General features: G+C 64.7%; 18 protein-coding genes. 9 read left to right on the top strand and 9 right to left on the bottom strand.

Translation table 11 applies throughout. The features are described from left to right. From M2427_RS34090 to M2427_RS34080, 3 genes are read right to left on the bottom strand one after another with little or no spacing between them, the layout of a single operon-like run. The gene (locus M2427_RS34090) at positions 1-2,814 is read right to left on the bottom strand and encodes a DUF4159 domain-containing protein (RefSeq protein ID WP_280711201.1); all 2,814 of its coding nucleotides are present in this window, start codon (positions 2,812-2,814) and stop codon (positions 1-3) included. After that, a complete protein-coding gene (locus M2427_RS34085; protein ID WP_280711200.1) occupies positions 2,811-3,755 on the bottom strand; it encodes a DUF58 domain-containing protein in 945 nt (314 codons plus the stop codon). Before M2427_RS34085 ends, M2427_RS34090 begins: the two co-directional genes overlap by 4 nt. Continuing rightward, on the bottom strand, positions 3,755-4,753 hold the full coding sequence (locus M2427_RS34080) for a MoxR family ATPase (protein WP_280711199.1): 999 nt from the start codon (positions 4,751-4,753) through the stop codon (positions 3,755-3,757). The genes M2427_RS34085 and M2427_RS34080 overlap by 1 nt, the downstream gene beginning before the upstream one ends. A 273-nt stretch (positions 4,754-5,026) precedes the next feature. On the opposite strand from M2427_RS34080, the gene M2427_RS34075 reads away from it, so the two are divergent. From M2427_RS34075 to M2427_RS34055, 5 genes are read left to right on the top strand one after another with little or no spacing between them, the layout of a single operon-like run. Further along, positions 5,027-5,638, top strand: a complete 612-nt coding sequence (locus M2427_RS34075; protein WP_280711198.1) for a DUF1285 domain-containing protein — start codon at positions 5,027-5,029, stop codon at positions 5,636-5,638. Beyond that, a complete protein-coding gene (locus M2427_RS34070) occupies positions 5,635-6,312 on the top strand; it encodes a CoA pyrophosphatase (RefSeq protein ID WP_280711197.1) in 678 nt (225 codons plus the stop codon). The genes M2427_RS34075 and M2427_RS34070 overlap by 4 nt, the downstream gene beginning before the upstream one ends. Further along, positions 6,309-6,572 (top strand): DUF6111 family protein, encoded by a 264-nt coding sequence (locus M2427_RS34065; RefSeq protein ID WP_280711196.1) that lies wholly within the window; start codon positions 6,309-6,311, stop codon positions 6,570-6,572. Before M2427_RS34070 ends, M2427_RS34065 begins: the two co-directional genes overlap by 4 nt. Positions 6,573-6,582: 10 nt before the next feature. Continuing rightward, entirely contained in the window at positions 6,583-7,836 is a 1,254-nt protein-coding gene (locus M2427_RS34060; protein ID WP_280711195.1) for a CCA tRNA nucleotidyltransferase, read from the top strand. Next, positions 7,833-8,603, top strand: a complete 771-nt coding sequence (locus M2427_RS34055; protein ID WP_280711194.1) for a TSUP family transporter — start codon at positions 7,833-7,835, stop codon at positions 8,601-8,603. The genes M2427_RS34060 and M2427_RS34055 overlap by 4 nt, the downstream gene beginning before the upstream one ends. 7 nt (positions 8,604-8,610) lie before the next feature. Here the strand turns inward: M2427_RS34055 and M2427_RS34050 are convergent, their stop codons facing one another. The 4 genes from M2427_RS34050 to M2427_RS34035 all read right to left on the bottom strand — a co-directional run bounded on the left by M2427_RS34050 (position 8,611) and on the right by M2427_RS34035 (position 11,219). Next, positions 8,611-9,177 carry a hypothetical protein gene (locus M2427_RS34050; RefSeq protein ID WP_280711193.1) on the bottom strand — a complete coding sequence of 189 codons (567 nt, stop codon included), beginning with the start codon at positions 9,175-9,177 and terminating at the stop codon, positions 8,611-8,613. Between the two features lie 146 nt (positions 9,178-9,323). Continuing rightward, on the bottom strand, positions 9,324-9,707 hold the full coding sequence (locus M2427_RS34045) for a VOC family protein (RefSeq protein ID WP_280711192.1): 384 nt from the start codon (positions 9,705-9,707) through the stop codon (positions 9,324-9,326). 71 nt (positions 9,708-9,778) lie between these two features. Beyond that, positions 9,779-10,465 carry a YafY family protein gene (locus M2427_RS34040; RefSeq protein WP_280711191.1) on the bottom strand — a complete coding sequence of 229 codons (687 nt, stop codon included), beginning with the start codon at positions 10,463-10,465 and terminating at the stop codon, positions 9,779-9,781. A gap of 193 nt (positions 10,466-10,658) precedes the next feature. After that, complete coding sequence (locus M2427_RS34035; protein ID WP_280711190.1) at positions 10,659-11,219, bottom strand: hypothetical protein; 561 nt, start codon at positions 11,217-11,219, stop codon at positions 10,659-10,661. 324 nt (positions 11,220-11,543) lie between these two features. Here M2427_RS34035 and M2427_RS34030 point away from each other — a divergent pair, with 324 nt between their 5' ends. The 3 genes from M2427_RS34030 to M2427_RS34020 all read left to right on the top strand — a co-directional run bounded on the left by M2427_RS34030 (position 11,544) and on the right by M2427_RS34020 (position 13,766). Beyond that, entirely contained in the window at positions 11,544-11,729 is a 186-nt protein-coding gene (locus M2427_RS34030) for a hypothetical protein (RefSeq protein WP_280711189.1), read from the top strand. A gap of 28 nt (positions 11,730-11,757) precedes the next feature. After that, positions 11,758-12,567, top strand: a complete 810-nt coding sequence (locus M2427_RS34025; protein ID WP_280711188.1) for an arylamine N-acetyltransferase — start codon at positions 11,758-11,760, stop codon at positions 12,565-12,567. 125 nt (positions 12,568-12,692) lie between these two features. Further along, a complete protein-coding gene (locus tag M2427_RS34020) occupies positions 12,693-13,766 on the top strand; it encodes a TauD/TfdA family dioxygenase (RefSeq protein ID WP_280711187.1) in 1,074 nt (357 codons plus the stop codon). A gap of 68 nt (positions 13,767-13,834) precedes the next feature. On the opposite strand, the gene M2427_RS34015 is transcribed toward M2427_RS34020, so the two are convergent. Both M2427_RS34015 and M2427_RS34010 read right to left on the bottom strand, forming a co-directional pair. Further along, entirely contained in the window at positions 13,835-14,101 is a 267-nt protein-coding gene (locus M2427_RS34015) for a hypothetical protein (RefSeq protein ID WP_280711186.1), read from the bottom strand. A 256-nt stretch (positions 14,102-14,357) separates the two neighbouring features. Further along, on the bottom strand, positions 14,358-14,570 hold the full coding sequence (locus tag M2427_RS34010; protein WP_280711185.1) for a DUF2158 domain-containing protein: 213 nt from the start codon (positions 14,568-14,570) through the stop codon (positions 14,358-14,360). Positions 14,571-14,879: 309 nt separating this feature from the next. Between M2427_RS34010 and M2427_RS34005 the strand changes: the two genes are divergently transcribed. Continuing rightward, complete coding sequence (locus tag M2427_RS34005) at positions 14,880-17,369, top strand: ATP-binding protein (protein WP_280711184.1); 2,490 nt, start codon at positions 14,880-14,882, stop codon at positions 17,367-17,369. Positions 17,370-17,765 lie beyond the last annotated feature (396 nt).

Here is a 17,765-nt window from a genome sequence, read left to right as displayed (position 1 = left end):
CTATTGCCCCAGCCGTTCGATCAGGGCGGGCGCGTGCACCTGGTCGGCCTTGTAGTTGCCGGTCAGCGTGTACATCACGATGTTGACGCCGGCGCGGTAGGCGAATTCGCGCTGGCGCGGCTCGCCCGGCGACAGCGGCAGCATCGGCTGGCCGTCGGGACGGAGCGCCCAGGCGCCGGCGAGGTCGTTGGAGGTGATGATGATCGGCGAGACGCCGTCGCCACCGCGCGCGGGCTTCTGCGCGCTTTCGTCGTCATCCTCGCGCGGCAGCGCCTCCACCCAGGTCTGGCCCGAGTTGAAGCGGCCGGGGAAGTCGCGCAGCAGATAGAACGTCTTGGTCAGCACGTGCTCGCGCGGCACCGGCTCGAGCTCAGGCACGTCGAGCGAGGACAGGATCTCGCGCAGCGCCTGCATCCCCGGCGTCTGCGATGCGCCGTTGTCGCCGGGCGGCGCTTCGACCGCGTCGCGGGTGTCGAAGATCACCGTGCCGCCCTGCTTCATGTAGGCGTCGATCTTGTTGATGGCGTCCTGCGGCGGCTTCGGCGCGCCCGGCACGATCGGCCAGTAGATCAGCGGGAAGAAGGCGAGTTCGTCATGCGCGGGATCGACGCCAACGGGATCGCCGGCTTCCAGCGCGGTGCGCTGCGCCAGGAACAGCGTCAGGCCGGCCATGCCGGCCTTGACGATGGAATCGACGTCGGCATTGCCTGTGACGACATAGGCGAGGCGGGTCTGCGAGGTCGACTTCATCGCGAAATCGTCCGACGCACCGTCGGCCCGCGACGGCGTCGGCGACAGCACCGCGAGGCCTGCGAGCACGAAGCCGAGCAGGATGATCGCGGGCGCGGCGCGGCGGCGCAGCAGCGCGGCAAGGCCGCCGCCGAGCAGCGCGACGATGATGGCATCGATCAGGAACAGCGCGAGCGAGGTCGACAACAGCCAGCCACGCAGATCGCGCGGCTCGGCGTTGGTGTAGGTGGCGTGCCGGGCGCGCAGGCCTGACGTGTTGAGGGCGGCGATGCGGTCGGCGCTGGCAAGCGTGTTCACGGCGAGCGGTCCTTCTGCCGGACCGTAGAAGCCGGGCGGATGATCCGGCGTAGCGCGGTCGCGATAATCGGCTGTCAGCGGCTTGGCGGCAGCCGGCGGCGGCCCGAAGGCACCGAAGCCATCGAGCATGTGCAACGGCGCCAGCGTCTCGGCGCTCGCCTCAGCGGCAACGCCAGGGCCGGGCTTGGCGGTGTAGCCGGACATGTCGACGACGCGCCGGAGCATTTCGACGAAGGTGCCGGACATCGGCAAATCCGACCAGCGCATGTCGGCGCTGACATGGAACAGGCTGACGATGCCTTTGCCGCGATGCTCGCCGGTGACGAGCGGCGTGCCGTCTTCGAGCGAGGCCCAGCTCTTGGTCGCGAGCACCGCATCGGGTTCGGCCAGCACCTGCCGGTTCACGGTGACGTCCTTGGGAACGGCGACGCCGACAAACGGGCCGTCGGCGGTGAAGTTGGCGAGATGCTGCGGCTTCTCCCAGGTCAGGCTGCCGCCGAGCGTGCGGCCGCCCTTGCGCAGCTTGACCGGCACCAGATCGTCTTCGGCCTGCGCCAGACGGGGCCCGGCGAACCGCACCAGCACGCCGCCCTGCTCGATCCAGGCGTTGAGGCGCTCGCGCAATTCGGGCGCGACGGTGCCGACATCGGCGAGGATGATCATCGGCAGCTTCTGGTCGAGGAATTGCGCGATGCCCTGCTGCGGCGAACCCTTGTCGGCAAGCCGCACGTCGGCGAACGGTGCCAGCGCGCGGGTCAGGTAGAAGGTCGGCGCGAGCAGCGGCTGCGATGTTTCACTGGTCGAACCGGAGACGATGCCGATGGCGCGGCGGCGCCAGCGCTTGTCAAGCAGTTGCACCGCGCCGGCCGAACGCTCGCCCGAGATCTCGAGCCTGGATATGTCGTTGCGCAGCTCGACCGGAAGATCGAACGCGGCTTCGACTTCCTTGTCCTGCGGTCCGAAGGTGAAACGCGCCTCGCCGATCGGCGAAGCCTTCTGGTCGAGCGCCCGCACGGTGCCGGCGAGAATGCCGCTGTCGGTGCGCAGCACCTTCACCGTCATCTTCGCCGCCGCGTTCTCCGCCGCAACCAGCGCCAGCGGGGATGAGGTGCCGCCTTCGAACAGCGTCAAGCTGCGTTCCCCTAAGGTCTTGCCGAGCCCGGCTACGAACTCGTCGCCGCGGCCGGTGTCCACGCCGTCAGACAGCCAGGCGATCTCGCAATCGCCGGTCGCCTTCAGGAAACGATCGATCGCAGTGAGGGTTTCAACGCGATCGATCGAATAAGGCTTCGGCACGATCTGCCGCAGCGCAACGCGCGCCGCGCCGGCCGGCATCAGCGTGATGTCGCGGTTCGGCTCGGACAGCGGCACCAGCGCAATCGCGCGGCGGTCGTTGTCGGCGTTCGCGATCAGCTCGTCGGCGGCCCTGATCCTGGTGTCCCAGTTCGATGCGGCGCTCCAGCCGTCGTCGAGCATGATCATCAGCGGTGCTTTGCTGCCGGCGAGGCCGGTTTGCGGATTCCAGATCGGGCCGGCGGCGGCAAAGATCACCAGCGCCGCAGCCAGGAGCCGCAGGGCCGTCAGCCACCACGGCGTCCGCGACGGTGTCTCTTCCCGCGGCGCGATGTCGAACAGCAGGCGGGTCGGCGGAAACTCGATCCGGCGCGGCCGCGGCGGCATCACGCGCAACAGCCACCACAGCACCGGCAGGCTGACAAGGCCGATCAGCAGCAGCGGTTCGGTGAAGGCGAGCGGCAATCCCATCATGCGGCCGGCCCCGCCTTGATCGAGGAGGTCCGGGCGCCCGACTTGCTCACCTGCATGCCGGCATGGAGGAACAGCAGGAGCTCGGCAGCCGAGCGGTCGGTCGCATGGGTCGTGAACAGCCAGTCGAGCTTGCCCGTTTCGGCGCGGATCTGGTCGCGATGCAGCGCGAGCCGCGCGGTGTAATCCTGCGCCCAGCTTTCGGCGCGGCCGGCGGTGATCATGCCAAAGCCTTCCGGCTCGACGAACTCGACGCGGCCGGAATAAGGGAAGCTTTCTTCGGCGGGATCGACGACCTGCACCAGCGTGCCATGCGCGCCGGTGCCGGAGAGGCCGGCGAGTGTCGCCTGGATCTCCTGGAGCGGCGACCAGAAATCCGACAGCACGATGATTTCGGCGAGCGCGGCGGGGACGAAGGACGGCGGCAGGCTCAGCCTGATGGCATCGTCATGCAGCATCGCCTGCGCCATCTTGTCGATCACGCTGCGGCTTGCGGTCGGTGCCATCAAACCGGGAATGCCGACGCGTTCGCCGCCCGCAACCAGCAGCTCGGCCAGCGCGAAGGCGACGATCAGCGTGCGCTCCAGCTTGGACTCGCGCGCGGTCTTCGAGGCAAACGCCATCGACGGCGAACGATCGGGCCAGATCCAGACCGTGTGCGAGGCTTCCCATTCGAGCTCGCGGACATAGAGATGGTCGTCACGCGCCGATCTCCGCCAGTCGACATTCTGCGACGGCTCGCCGGAGACGAAGCGGCGGTATTGCCAGAAATTTTCGCCGGAGCCGGCGCGGCGGCGGCCGTGCAGGCCATGGATGACGTTGGCAGCGATGCGACGGGCTTCTAACACCAGGCGCGGCAGCGAAGCGGCGAGCGTACGGCTTTCGCCATCGGCACGTCGGATCGCGATGATCTCCTTCGCCGTGTGCCCGTTCTCTGCCGCCATCAACCGATCCGTGTTTTCAATTGCCTGATCACGTCCGGAATCGTGCGGCCTTCCGCGCGTGCCTGGAACGTCAGCGCCATGCGGTGCTTCAGCACGGGCTCGGCGAGGTCGAGCACGTCGTCGATCGAGGGCGCGAGACGCCCGTCGATCAGCGCGCGTGCGCGCACCGCCAGCATCAGGGATTGGCTGGCGCGCGGACCCGGGCCCCAGGCGATGAACTTGCCGGCCTCGCCGCTGTCAGGACCCGGACGGGCCGAGCGCACCAGCGACAGGATGGCTTCGACCACGGAATCGCCGACCGGGAGGCGGCGCACCAGCCGCTGCGCCGCGATCAGCGCATCCGCGGTCATCGAGCCCTTCGCCAGCGTCTCTTCGGCGCCGGTGGTCTCGAACAGGATACGGCGTTCGGCGTCGCGATCGGGATAATCGACGTCGATCTCCATCAGGAAGCGGTCGAGCTGCGCTTCGGGCAGCGGATAGGTGCCTTCCTGCTCCAGCGGGTTTTGCGTGGCGAGCACGTGGAACGGCTTCGGCAGATCGTGGCGCGCGCCGGCCACCGTGATGTGCTGCTCCTGCATCGCCTGCAGCAGCGCCGACTGCGTGCGGGGGCTCGCGCGGTTGATCTCGTCGGCCATCAGCAGCTGCGCGAACACGGGGCCGGAGATGAAGCGGAACGAGCGCTTTCCTGCCGTGCTCTCGTCGAGCACTTCGGCGCCGAGAATGTCCGATGGCATCAAATCGGGCGTGAACTGGATGCGCTTGGCATCGAGGCCGAGCGTGACGCCGAGCGTCTCGACCAGTTTCGTCTTGGCAAGGCCGGGCACGCCGATCAGGAGCGCATGGCCGCCGGACAGGATGGTGACGAGCGTGTTCTCGACCACGCGATCCTGGCCAAAGATGACGGACCCGATCGCATCCTTCGCCGCGCGAATCTGACTGGACACCTGCTCGGCCGAACGGACGATGCCGTCTTCGAGCTTCTCGACACTCTCCGCCATTCGCTCGCTCCTTAAGCCTGCCACACGGCTATCTTGCGTCGTCTGTTGATCGCATCAATCTGCGTCATCAATCTGCGTCATGGGCCCTATGCTAGACTTGCAAGAACGCCATGTATTCGTTGAATTAACCTATCCCCACCTTATCGGCTTCGGGTTATGTACGGCATCACGAAGTGGAGACCTTCCACACCGGACGAACCCGGGGTGGAACCGTAAACTTACGTACAACGTAGACCTGCACCAATCGTGCCAAACGCAAAGTCAGGGCAAACCATGGCGAACCAAGGGCAGAGCACACATCAAGGTCTTGAGGGGCTGACTGCCGCCGCCAATCAGGCTGCCAAGGCCGAAGGCGCCAAAAAGGGCCTGCCTCCGGTGCATCTGTGGAATCCGCCGTTTTGCGGCGATCTCGATATCCGAATCGCCTCCGATGGTACTTGGTTCTACATGGGCACGCCAATCGGGCGTCACGCGCTGGTGCGTCTTTTCTCGACCATCCTCAAGCGCGAGGGCGACAAGCATTTCCTCGTCACGCCCGTGGAGAAGGTCGGCATCCGCGTCGACGACGCGCCGTTCATGGCGGTGGAGATGTCCAGGAGCGGCGAGGACAACCATCGCGTGCTGAGCTTCCGCACCAATGTCGACGACTGGGTCATTTGCGACGCCGCGCACCGGCTGCGCTTCGAGCAGGCGGCGGACGGCGGCCTGACGCCGTATCTGCACGTCCGGTCCGATCTCTGGGCCAAGGTCACCCGCGCGCTCTACTACGATCTGGTTGACATGGGTGAGGAGCGGATGGTCGATGGCCAGCCGATGTTTGGCGTCGAGTCGGCCGGCGAGTTCTTCGCCATGGCCGACGCGGAGCAGGTGAGGGCCGCGCTTTGAACAAGCCCATCAAGAGCGACAAGAGCGAGCCGGTCGCCTTTCGTGCGGCGGATTTCTTCGCCCGCTCCAGGGCAAAGCTCGGCTTCGACGTGCCGCCCGGGCTGTTTGATCCGAACATCATCCCGGCCTCCGGCGATCCCGGCACCGACAAGATGCTCGAGATCGTCGCGCGCGAGCAGCCGGTGCGGCCGGCAGCCGTGCTGATCGCGGTGGTCGACCATCCCGAGCCGACCATTCTCTTGACGCAGCGCTCGGCCCATCTCAACGATCACGCCGGGCAGATCGCCTTTCCCGGCGGCAAGATCGACGCGATCGACAAATCGCCGCTCCACGCCGCGCTGCGCGAGGCCGAGGAGGAGGTCGGGCTCAGCAGGGATTTCATCGAGCCGATCGGCTATCTCGATCTCTACGGCACCGCCTTTGGCTTCCGCATCCTGCCGACGGTCGCAAGGGTCAGGCCGGGCTTTCAGCTTACCATCAACCATTCCGAGGTTGATGACGCGTTCGAAGTGCCGCTATCCTTCCTGATGAATCCGGTGAACCACCAGGTGCACAGCAAGGAATTCCGCGGCATGGAGCGGTTCTACTATGCGATGCCGTTTGCGGAGCGTTACATCTGGGGTGCGACGGCCGGAATGCTGCGTGTGCTGTATGAGCGGATCTATTCGTCATGATCCGGACGGTTCTGACCGAGATCGGAATCTTCCTCATCCCCTTTGCCGTCTATGCGCTGTTTTTGGCCGCCACGCGGTCCGGCCTGTTCGTGCAATCGTCCTGGCCGATCACCATCGTCGCGCGGCTGGTGCTGGCGGCGCTCGTGCTCGTCATCGCCGGGCTGATTGGGCTGGCGCATTTCTCGGGCGCCGCGCCGAACTCGACCTACGTGCCCGCCCATGTCGAGAACGGCAGGCTCGTGCCGGGCGCGCAAAGATAAGGGCCGGACGATGAGCGCGGAGCCGATCCTTGCTGGTGCGCCCTGGCTGACCTCAGGCGGTACGGCGCGTGTCCTGCGATTGCTCAACGCTGATGGCGAGGAAGCGCGCGTGGTCGGCGGCACTGTCCGCAACGCGCTGCTCGGCCTGCCGCCGGGCGACATGGATATCGCGACCACGGCGCTGCCGGAGGAAGTGGTGCGGCGCGCGAAAAGCGCCGGCATCAAGAGCGTGCCGACCGGCATCGAGCACGGCACCGTCACGCTGGTCATCGATGGTGAGCCCTTTGAGGTCACCACGCTGCGGCAGGATACCGAAACGTTCGGCCGCAAGGCCAAGGTCGCCTTCGGCCGCGACTGGGTGAAGGACGCCGAGCGGCGCGACTTCACCATGAACGGCCTGTCGGTCGATGCGAGCGGCGTGGTCCACGACCATGTCGGCGGCATCGCCGACGCCAGGGCGCGGCGCGTGCGCTTCATCGGCGCGCCCGACCAGCGCATCGCCGAGGATTATTTGCGCATCCTGCGCTTCTTCCGCATCCATGCCGCCTTCGGCGTCGGTGAGCCCGACCGCGACGGCACTCTCGCCTGCATCCGCGGTCGCGCGGGGCTTGCGACCATCTCGGCCGAGCGGGTGCGTATGGAGATGCTGAAGCTGCTCGTGACGGATGGCGCCTCTGCTGCCGTGCTTGCGATGGTCGATGCCGGATTGCTGCAGGCGATGATCGGCGGCGTCGCCTATACCGGACCGCTGACCGCGATGATCGCGATCGAGCGCGCGCTCGGCCTGCCGCCAAGCAGCACGCGCCGTCTCGCCGCGCTGACGGTCGCCGTCACCGAAGACGCCAAGCGTGTCGCCACCCGCCTCCGGCTGTCGAATGCCGAGGCCAAGGCGCTGGACTCGATGGGCCATCGCTGGTGGCGCTTCGCCGCCATGGACGAGGCTCGTGCGCGGCGGCTGCTCTACCGCCTCGGCCCCGAGCGCTATCACGATCGTGTGTTGCTGGGCTGGGCACGGGCCGATGACGAGGTGAATTCGTCGCGCTGGCGCGAACTCGCCGAATTGCCGCAACGCTGGACCGCGCCGAAATTCCCGCTTCGCGCTGCCGACTTCATCGCACGCGGCATGGCGGAAGGGCCAGCGCTCGGGCATGTGTTGATGCTTGCCGAGGACGCTTGGCTTGCGGCGGATTTTCCACTAGACGAAGCCGCACTCGCTTCCATCGCCGATCAAGCAACGGCACGCGCCACTCGCGAGAGAAATTGACCATCGTCTCAGGCTTCGCCGACATCTCGATTTTCCAGCTCCTGCTGGTCGCGATGATGGCGTTGTTTGCTTCGATCATCGGTGGCCTTGCCGGCTACGGCACCGGCGCGTTGATGCCGCTGGTGCTGGTGCCCCTGGTCGGTGCCGAGCCGGTGGTGCCGATCATCGCGATCTCGGCGCTCTTCACCAATTCCAGCCGTGCGGTTGCCTATCTCCGCTATGTTGACCGCCGCCGCGCAGCTGTCGTGCTCGCCTGCGCGGCGCTGACGACCGCGCTCGGCGCCTACGGCTACACCCGCCTCACCAATGCTGGCGCCGCGATCGTGATCGGCACCATGCTGATTTTGAGTGTGCCACTGCGCCGCGTGCTGCGTCATCGTCAGGTCAAGATCGGCGACGCCGGCCTTGCGACAGGATCCGTCGGCTACGGCGTGCTGGTCGGCGGCACCTCGGGCTCGGGCGTGATCCTGCTCTCGCTGCTGATGGCCGCAGGCCTCGAAGGCGCCGCTGTCATCGCGACCGATGCGATGATCTCGCTCGGAACTGGTTTGATCAAGATCTCGGTGTTCGGCCTCGCCGGCGCCGTGACCGCCCAGGTGCTCGCCTTCGCGCTGCTGATCGGCGGCATCGCCATCCCCGGCGCGTTCCTGGCCAAGGCATTCGTCGAGCGGATGCCGGTGCACATCCACACCGCGATCCTCGACGTCGCGGTGATCACGGGTGGGCTGGTGATGATCTCGGCGGCGGCGAAGCAGCTGATCGGTTAGGTCCGGCTCAGCGCACGGTCGCATCGGGCGCCACGTTCAGCGGCGCTCCCCCGACCGAAATCGGACCCGTCGTTGGCGCCACGCGCGGCGGCTTCTTTTGCTTTGGGACAACGCGTGCTGCCGGCGCCGGCGCGACAGGAGGCACGGAGGCCGATGGCATCGACGCTGTCGGCCCGGGCGACAGAGACGGCGCGGCCGGTGCCTGCGGCGCTGGGCCCTTCAGGGCGTCGATCTTCGAATTGAGGGTGGCAAGCTGACCGACGATCGCCTTCAGCTGCTCCTGCTGATCGGCGACGGTCTTTTCGATCGCCGCCAAATCGTCGGCCGCCTTCTGTTGCGCGGCGAGCAGGTCCGTCATGACCGCGCTGTCATTGGCGCTGGCATTTGCGTCCCCTGCCTCGCGCCCCGCGGACGGAGTGAGCAATCCCGGGTTTAGCCAGACGTAACAGGCTCCTGCGCCTGCGAGCGCAAGGACAACGGCCACGAAGAGTGCAAGCGGCCACCGGCGACGCGGCGCGGGAAGGAAGGGCGGTGGCTCCACGACGGGCCAACTGGGGGGCGATTCGGAATTCATCCGAATTTCCTAGTCAGCCTTTTCGCTCCGCGCAATCGGTGCTTTGGCGATCGGCTTCCTGAGGCGCCCTCGTCGGAGCGCCGCGACAGAGAGGCTGGTCACGGCAGTGCCAACTGCCCAGCCTCTCACGCGAAGCAGTCCAGCCTTTAAGCGGCGGTCGCCAGCACGCGCAGGCGATGACCGTCGGGATCGAGCGCAACGAAGGTATCTCCGAACGGCATGGCGGTCGGAGGCTGCGCAATCCGCACGCCGCGGGTCGTCCACGTCTCGTAGGTCGCGCGCACGGCGTCCGCGTTCGCGACCGCCCAAGAGATCTCGCTGGAGCAGATCTCGTTGCAGCCGGCCTCCGAAGCGGAAGGCGGCACGACGGCATCCCGCTGCCACAGGCCCAGCATGGCGCCGTTCCCGAGTGGAAGAACCACGAATTTGGGGGATGATTGCGCGACCGGGCACTCCAGCAGGGTCTGATAGAAGGCGGAGCTCGCTTGTGCATCCTCGACATAGAGCACCACGAGGTTGAAATCGGCCATTTGCATCTCCTGTTCAGCTTGGCGATGGCGCAAGGCTTACAGGACGGTGCTGCCAGTTTTCGTCAGCATGATCAGGGTTGGGTGATGCATTCCCGCTGCCGCCACTCCCGCAGCAAATCTGTGCGGCGCCGCAGGTAGCGGCGCTCCGTGCATGTGATCGACAGGATCCGGTCGGTGCGGAAATGGCGGTAGTCGCCGCGGCTCTCGCACCAGGCCGCCACCATGCGGACAGAATCGAAGAACCCGAGTGCGATCGGCCAGATCGTGCGATGGCTGCGGTTGTCCCGTTCGTCGCTGTAGGTGATGCGCAATTTACGCTCGTTGCGGATGGCGGCCCGGATGATCGGCAATTCGGCGTCGCCTGCCACCGGATCGCGGCGCGCCACCATCAGGCCGGATGTTTCCAGGCTCCGCTGCAGGTCCTCCGGCAGCACGGCGGCGATCTTCGCAAGCGCGTTCTGGGCCGCCTTTCCGAGCGGCTCATCCGGCTGTGCCGCAACCCATCGGCCGCCCAGCACCAGCGCTTCGATCTCCTCTTCCGAGAACATCAGCGGCGGCAACATGAACCCCGGCCGCAGCACATAGCCGATGCCGGCCTCGCCATCGATGTGGGCCCCCTGGCACTTCAGCGTCTCGATGTCCCGATAGATCGTCCGCAGCGAGACGCCGAGTTCGTCGGCCAGCCGGCCCGCCGCCACGGGCCGTCGGTGCCTGCGCAACAGCTGGATCACGTCGAGAAGGCGTTGAGCGCGCGACATGCCGGCTCATATCACGGCATGCTGCCGGATTCTGTCAGCATGCTGGTGATGAATCCCGGCGGCGCGGGCTGATCGGGCGGGGCTGAGTACACCCTGTCCGACGTCCGCTTCTGGTCCGAAGAGGGGGATTCCGCATGGCTCGAAACCTTCGAGCCATGCGGACTGTCTTTGGTAGGCCCGCGGGTGGCGCGGACTAGCGGCGGCCCGATTGCTCGGCGACTTGCCTTTCGCCGGCCAGCTTGCCCCCGGCCAGCAGGCTGCTGCAAATCCACCGAGATTCTCTGGGTGTTGCGCCGAGGAAGCCTTTGGTTTCGACGCACTGCGCGTAGGTGTTGTAGGTCAGCGTGTCCCGGCACGTTGACGAGAAATTATTGGTGAAAGGCTCCCCGGCACCATAGCTACATCCAACCCAGGGGGCGTTGCCGACTCGATAGCTGGTTTCGCAACCACCGTTGCAACTGCTGGCGGATCGCTCCAGCCTGGCAAGCCTCCCCAGCGCTGTATCCGGCCCGAAGACCGGCCCTTGAGCGGTCGAAGAGCCTGATGCCCGTTGGTGGCGGTGGTGGGAGGTCGCGGTCGTTGGCCCCTGCGTCGGCGCAACAGCCTGTCTTGGCTTCGGCGCTTCGACCGACACGGCGGGTAGCGAAGAATTCGGTGTGGGTTGCGAAAGCGCCGTGCCTGACGTGCTGCACAGCAGGATGGCTGACAAAGTAAAGACGACGGACGGCACGGCGAAGCCAAATGACGGTCGCATAAGGTACCTCCCAAATCGGGGACGGAACAGCCGTCCCGACAGCTAAGGGTTGTACCATACCATTCTGAAACCGACAATTCGGAGGGTGCAGGAACCATCTGCGCCTTCGACATGGTGGTCGACAGAACGCCAGCCGCTCGCGCTCGTTGCGAAATCAGTTGGCAGGCCTTCTGTGACGTCCAGTGATGTCCGCCAGAGAGCCAGTGGTTAGCCCGAGACTTGTTTAGCCAGAGACTTGTCTAGCCAGAGACTTGCCGCCATTTCGGCGACAGATTTATGATCGGCCCGAGAGGGGAGGTCATGGCAGGTCCGGCCGAGAGTGGAATGATCGGAATAGCCGAAAGCTCGGCGGAAGCCGTTCCCGCTGCAAAAGCGACTGCTGATGTCGGCGGGCACGATTCACGTCCGGACATTTTCAGACTGATTGTCGACCGTCGACCTGCCGAGCGGGTGTGGGATTCCCTGGTGGCGGTCGGCATGACGATGGCGCGCTTGCGTGCCGGTCAGTAATCTCCTTGCATCAGGATGTTCAGCAGTGATGACGAATACTTTCGATCTCGACGCTTACCTCGGTCGTATCGGCTACGTTGGCCCGCGTACACCGACTTTCGAAACCCTGGCGGGGATCCTCGCGGCCCATGTCGCGAACATCCCCTTCGAAGTCTTTGACGTCTTGCTTGGCCGTCCCATCAGGCTGGATCCCGAGGGACTGCACGCCAAGCTCATCACGGCGCGGCGCGGCGGACATTGCGTCGAGCACGCAACTCTCATGTATAACGCCCTGCATGCGATCGGCTTTGATCCCGTCAGACACTCGTCGCGCGTCGTCTTCTTCAAGCCACGTCATGAGAGCGTGCGGGAGCACATGTTTCTCTCGGTGACGGTTGATGGCACCGCTTACGTGGTCGATCCCGGCTTCGGTCCCTTTGCCTGCCCTCATCCGATCCCGCTCGACGGCACGCCCGTGCCGGCCGGCGCCCCTACGCACAGACTCGCCCACGAAGGTACCGATTGGATTCTCTTCTGCCTGTTGCGCAACGGGGCGGAGACGCGAGGATGGATATCCAAGATGGAGGAGGAGTATCCGGTCGATTTCGAGATGATGCACTACTATCTCGTCAGTCACCCGAATTCTTTCTATACGCACAACCTCGTCGCGAGCGCCGTGACGAAGGAGGGCCGCATCAACATCACGAACCAGGACGTCAGCTTCATTCGCGATGGCGCCGCTCAACCCGTTCAACTGACCGACCGCAAGGCGTTGCGTCTGCTGGTCGCAGAGCATTTCGGGTTCGATCTTCCGGAGTTGGAAACGATGAAAGTCGATGGCATACCCGGCTGGCTGTAGCCGATGGTATCGCCGGTGTCGTTGGGCAGCGCATTGAACCTGGCCGAGTTGCAAACATGCGGTCGGAACAATATCGTCTAGCCCGACGTCATGTCTGGCGATCAATCTCCTCAGGAATCAAAATCATGAACCTGGTCTCAGCGATCAGCGGGATCAATCGCCCGCCAGGGAAGATCGACATCCCATCCGCCTGGCGCGGTGCCGATATGAAAGCCAATCCTGATCGATGGCTGATCACGCTTGGGGCCGGCGAGATCTCAGAGCTCGAGCGCGCGGCTGAATCCTATCTTGCCCGGAGCAAGGCAATTGCCGCGATCACGAAGGACAGCTTTCCGCTTCCCCGTCTCAGTGCGCATCTGGACGAGCTCAAGACGAAGCTGCTGACTGGCCTGGGTTTCGAAGTCATCCGCGGCCTCCCGGTCGCAAACTACAGCCTGGAGTTTGCCGCGACGATCTTTTGCGGGGTGGGCGCGCATCTCGGCTCGGCGCGATCGCAAAATGCAGCGGGTCACATTCTCGGTCACGTCCGGGACATCGGCGCCGATGCGAGAGATCCAAACGTCAGGATATATCAAACCTCGGAACGGCAGACCTTCCACACAGATTCGTCCGACGTGGTGGGACTGCTCTGCATTCGCGAGGCGATGGAGGGAGGGGACTCTCTCCTGGTCAGCACGTCGACCATCTACAACGAGATGTTGGCAAGACGTCCGGACCTCGCTGCTCTGTTGTTCGATCCGATCGCAACGGATAGGCGCGGCGAGGTGCCGGAGAACGAAAAGCCCTATCTCGAAATCCCGGTGCTGAACTGGCATGCGGGGTTCCTGACCGGATTCTACCAGCGCCAGTACATCGACAGCGCGCAGCGCTTTCCCGAGGCGATGAGGTTGACGCCTGATCACGTCGAGGCGCTCGATCTCTTCGACGCGCTTGCAAACGATCCCGACCTGCATTTTGGCATGCGGCTTCAGCCGGGAGACATGCAGTTCGTCTACAATCATGCGCTGCTGCACGATCGGACCGGCTTTCGCGATTGGCCTCATGCAAACCAGAAGCGTCATCTCTTGCGCCTTTGGCTCAGTATGCAAGGCGACCGGCCGTTGCCCGATTGCTTCAGGCAACGCTACGGCTCGATCGAGATCGGCAACCGTGGCGGCATCATCGTCAAGGGGACCAGTTTGAACGTGCCGCTGGATTGATGCTCGAACTCAAAATTCGCGCTCACCCCAAATGGTTGCGCCTTCGAGATCGCGCCGGGCCCAGGTTTCTATGGGCCATGCAAGCTGTTCAGAAACCGCTCCTTTTCACCGGGTGCGTAACCCTGGCAAGCGCCGTAATACGCTTCGTGGTCACAGGAGGAATTCGACCCGAATTGCGCCAGCGGCTGCGATGGCGTGTAGGCAAAGCTCGAGTTGAGATTGGGGGCACGCTGATCGGAACGGACAACAGCATGCCGATGGCTGTGATGGACCGACGCGGCGTTCGCGGCGCCGGAAAGAGCGATCAAAAGGCTCAAGGCCAAAATCGAACGCATCGCTTTTCTCCAGATACGGTGGCCTCCATCAGTTAGCGCTCGATTGCAAAACCCCAACAGATCGCGGCTTCACGACTGGTCACATCCCCGGCATCAGGGCGCCGAATGGCGCGTGCAGTCGTGCGATTTGGCAAAGGTTGCCTGCCGACCACGAGCGATGTCCGCCAGTGCGCCGCTGCGGGCAGAGAAGCGGACATCTTGCGCGTCGGAGCCGGGCGCTCCGATCTCGCGCATGAACTTGCGGACCTGAACGAGACTATTCGTCGTCCTCGTCTTCTTCCTCGTCTTCTTCGTCCTCCTCCTCGTCTTCTTCAACCTGGATCAGGGTGGCGAGCGGCAGCGTCTCGCGGAAGAGATCGCCTTCCATACCCATCCAGAGGCAGAGAATGTCCTCGCCCTTGACCTCCGCGACGGTCAGCGGTTGGCCACCCGACTTGAGCATGACGATATCGCCGGCTTTCAATTCCATGGATTGTCCTTTCGAGTTGATCGACCCGATGCGAGGCTAGCAATTTGTCATGACACGCCGAACACTGTTCACGTACCCCGAGTTTGCGGAAGCTGGTGGCACGGGTTGCCGGTTCTTCGGACCAGGCCGGCCAGGGCTACCGGCGGCCAAGCCGACGCTTTTGCCTCCATGCTTTCAGTCTTTGCCGCAGTGGCCGGTGACGGGCCACCGGAAGTGGAAAAGCCGGCAGCTTGGTTGCATTCCCTGGTTCCCCCAGAGGCCCTGAAACCCTAGAGTACCGGTGATCAAGATTCTGATCAGGGAGATCGCTTGCTGCAGCCCGAACAAGTTGCCGACCTGGGCCATATGGATCGCAAATGGTCCATTCGGCGCAGCTTGGTGTTCGGAGGCGTCGGGCTCGTCACCGTGGCGTTGCTGATCTGCGCCATCGGCATCTACTTCCTGCTCTATCGGCCGCTGGTGAAGGAGCTGGCGGCGTCGGAGAGCGGCCGTGCCGCCGCACAGGTGACCGCTGATTTCGAGACGTTGTTCGTCAGGGTCGAGGCGATCGCTCGCCTCGAACGCGAATGGGGAATCAAGGGGCTGATCGATGTCGATCGTCTCGACGCCTCGAACGGTCTGCTTCGCCCGCTCCTGAAAGGGACCAGCGGCATCACCTCGTTCGCAATCGCGCGCGACGACGGTCGCGAGATCCTGATCTCGTCGGATGCGAACGGGCGCTGGTTCAACCGCCTCACCGATCCGGACGTGCGCGGCGGCGTCGGGCGCTTCATCACTTACGACGAGAACGACCGGGTGGTCGGCGACGAGGTGCGAAAGACCGACTACGATGCCAGGAAGCGTCCGTGGTTTCTGGCCGCGGCAGCGATGCCGAAGGACGACGATATCCATTGGACGGCGGCCTATCGGTTCGTTTCTTCCGGTGAGCCGGGCCTGTCGGCGGTGGTGCGGTGGACCGCTCCGGACGGCCACCGCTACGCCATCACCAGCGATGTGTGGCTCCGCGAAATCACGAACTTTACGCAGCAGGTCCGCTTCACCAATTCCGGACTGGTGGCGATCCTGACCGACGCCGGCGAGGCGCTCGGTCTCCCGCGCGATCCGGGCTGGACGAGCGAAACCGTCAGGAAGGCATTGCTGAAACCTGTCGACGCGCTCGGAGTGGGGCCGCTAACGGCGTCATACCGAGCCTGGCAGGATCGCGGACGTCCTTCCAACGAGATCATCCAGGTCCAGGAAGGCGGAAACCTCTGGTTCGCATCGTTCCATGCGGCGCATCCCGCAGGTCAAACCTTCTGGATTGCAACGCTCGCCCCGTCAGCGGATTTCGGATGGGTGGGCTCGGATAAGCTCGCGATTGGCGCAGCGCTTGTCGTCGGCTGCATGATGATCGCCTCGTTTGCCGCGATATGGTTCAGCACGCGCATCGCGCGGCCGATCGAGCAGTTGTCGGCCGAAAGTGCGCGCATCGGGCTGATGGAATTCTCTCGACCGATCAAGGTGGCATCGTCAGTCGACGAGATCGATGCGCTGGCCCGCTCCCTCGAAAGGATGCGATCGAGCTTCATGCAGGCCCAGTACGAACTGGAGAGCAAGGCCGAGCTGGAACGGAAACTGGTGCAGGCCCAGAAAATGGAATCCGTCGGCCAGCTCACGGGAGGCGTTGCGCACGACTTCAACAACATGCTCACCGTCATTCTTGGCACTATCGAGATTCTGAAGGACGGCGTTGCCGGCGATCCAGAGCTTTCCGCCATCGCCCAAATGATCGACGAGGCTGCCACGCACGGCGCGGACCTCACTCATCGGCTGCTGGCCTTTTCCCGTTTGCAGCCGCTGCAGCCGCGCCGAACGGACGTCAATGCGCTGGTCATCGATGTGGCCCGGCTTTTGCGACCGATGCTCGGCGACAACGTCGAGATCGAATCGATGTTGGCGGACGATGTGTGGGCCGCCCTGGTCGATCCGAGCCAACTGAGCAACTCTCTCGTCAATCTTGCCGTCAATGCGCGCGATGCGATGCCGGCCGGCGGCCAGCTCATGCTGGAGACCGAGAACGTCCACCTTGACGAGGACTATGCAAGTGCAAACGGCGACGTTCGTCCTGGACCTTACGTGATGATCGCCGTCAGCGATACCGGGCAAGGAATCTCCGCGGCGATCCGTGACAAGGTGTTCGATCCGTTCTTCACCACCAAGCACTCCGGCAAGGGATCCGGGCTCGGCCTCAGCATGGTCTACGGCTTCGTCAAGCAGTCGAACGGCCACATCAAGATCTACAGCGAGGAGGGATCCGGAACGACCGTCAGGATCTATCTGCCGCCGGCAGGAGAGCACGACGAGGAGCAGGCGCGCGCCCAGCCGGTGACGCAGATCGAGGGTGGAACTGAAACAATTCTGGTGGTCGAGGATGAAGCATTGGTGCGCGACTACGTTGGCGCTCAGCTGCGGAGCCTGGGTTATACCACGATCCTCGCGCGCAACGCCGAGGAAGCGCTGGCGCACATCGAACAGGGTGATGCCGTCGACCTGCTTTTCACCGACGTCATCATGCCCGGCGTCATGAACGGGCGCCATCTCGCCGACGAGGCCGTGAGGCGGCGGCCCGGCCTCAAGGTGCTCTTCACCTCCGGGTATACCGACAACGCCATCGTGCATCACGGGCGTCTCGACCCGGGTGTCCTGCTGCTGGCGAAGCCCTATCGCAGGTCGGATCTTGGCCGGATGCTACGCACGGCGCTCGCCATGCGCACGCCCGATGGTGACGCAACCGCTCGACCAGAGCCGCGCGGATCATAGTCGAGGTGATGATCGTCGATAGGCGCGCCCTGTCAGGGCGCGGTGCTCGGACCAAGCCAGACTCAATTGCGCCTACTCGTCGTCCTCATCGTCTTCGTCGTCCTCATCCTCGTCTTCGATGTCCAAGCGTCGAGCGTGGACAGCGGCAGCGTTCCGCGGAACAGATGACTCGCTTGGCGAGACCTGGCGCCGGCCAATTTTTTCCGCTCTTGGCCCCGTTACTGACCCAAGCCAAGCGCGCCGACAGGTCCGCTTCCGGGAGTTGAGCCGATGTGGTCATGCGGGCTGCCGAGGGCAGCTTATGACCCTGGCTGTGTGAAAAGCCACGAGTCGGCTACGATTCCTCCGTTTCCTGATGGAGGACACGGATGGGACGCTTCGTTGAAGGCGCGGACA

The sequence above is a fragment of the Bradyrhizobium sp. BR13661 genome (assembly GCF_029892425.1).
Classification (GTDB): domain Bacteria; phylum Pseudomonadota; class Alphaproteobacteria; order Rhizobiales; family Xanthobacteraceae; genus Bradyrhizobium.
The sequence above is the reverse complement of the archived record's forward strand: the minus strand, read 5'-3'. Positions and strand labels throughout refer to the sequence as shown.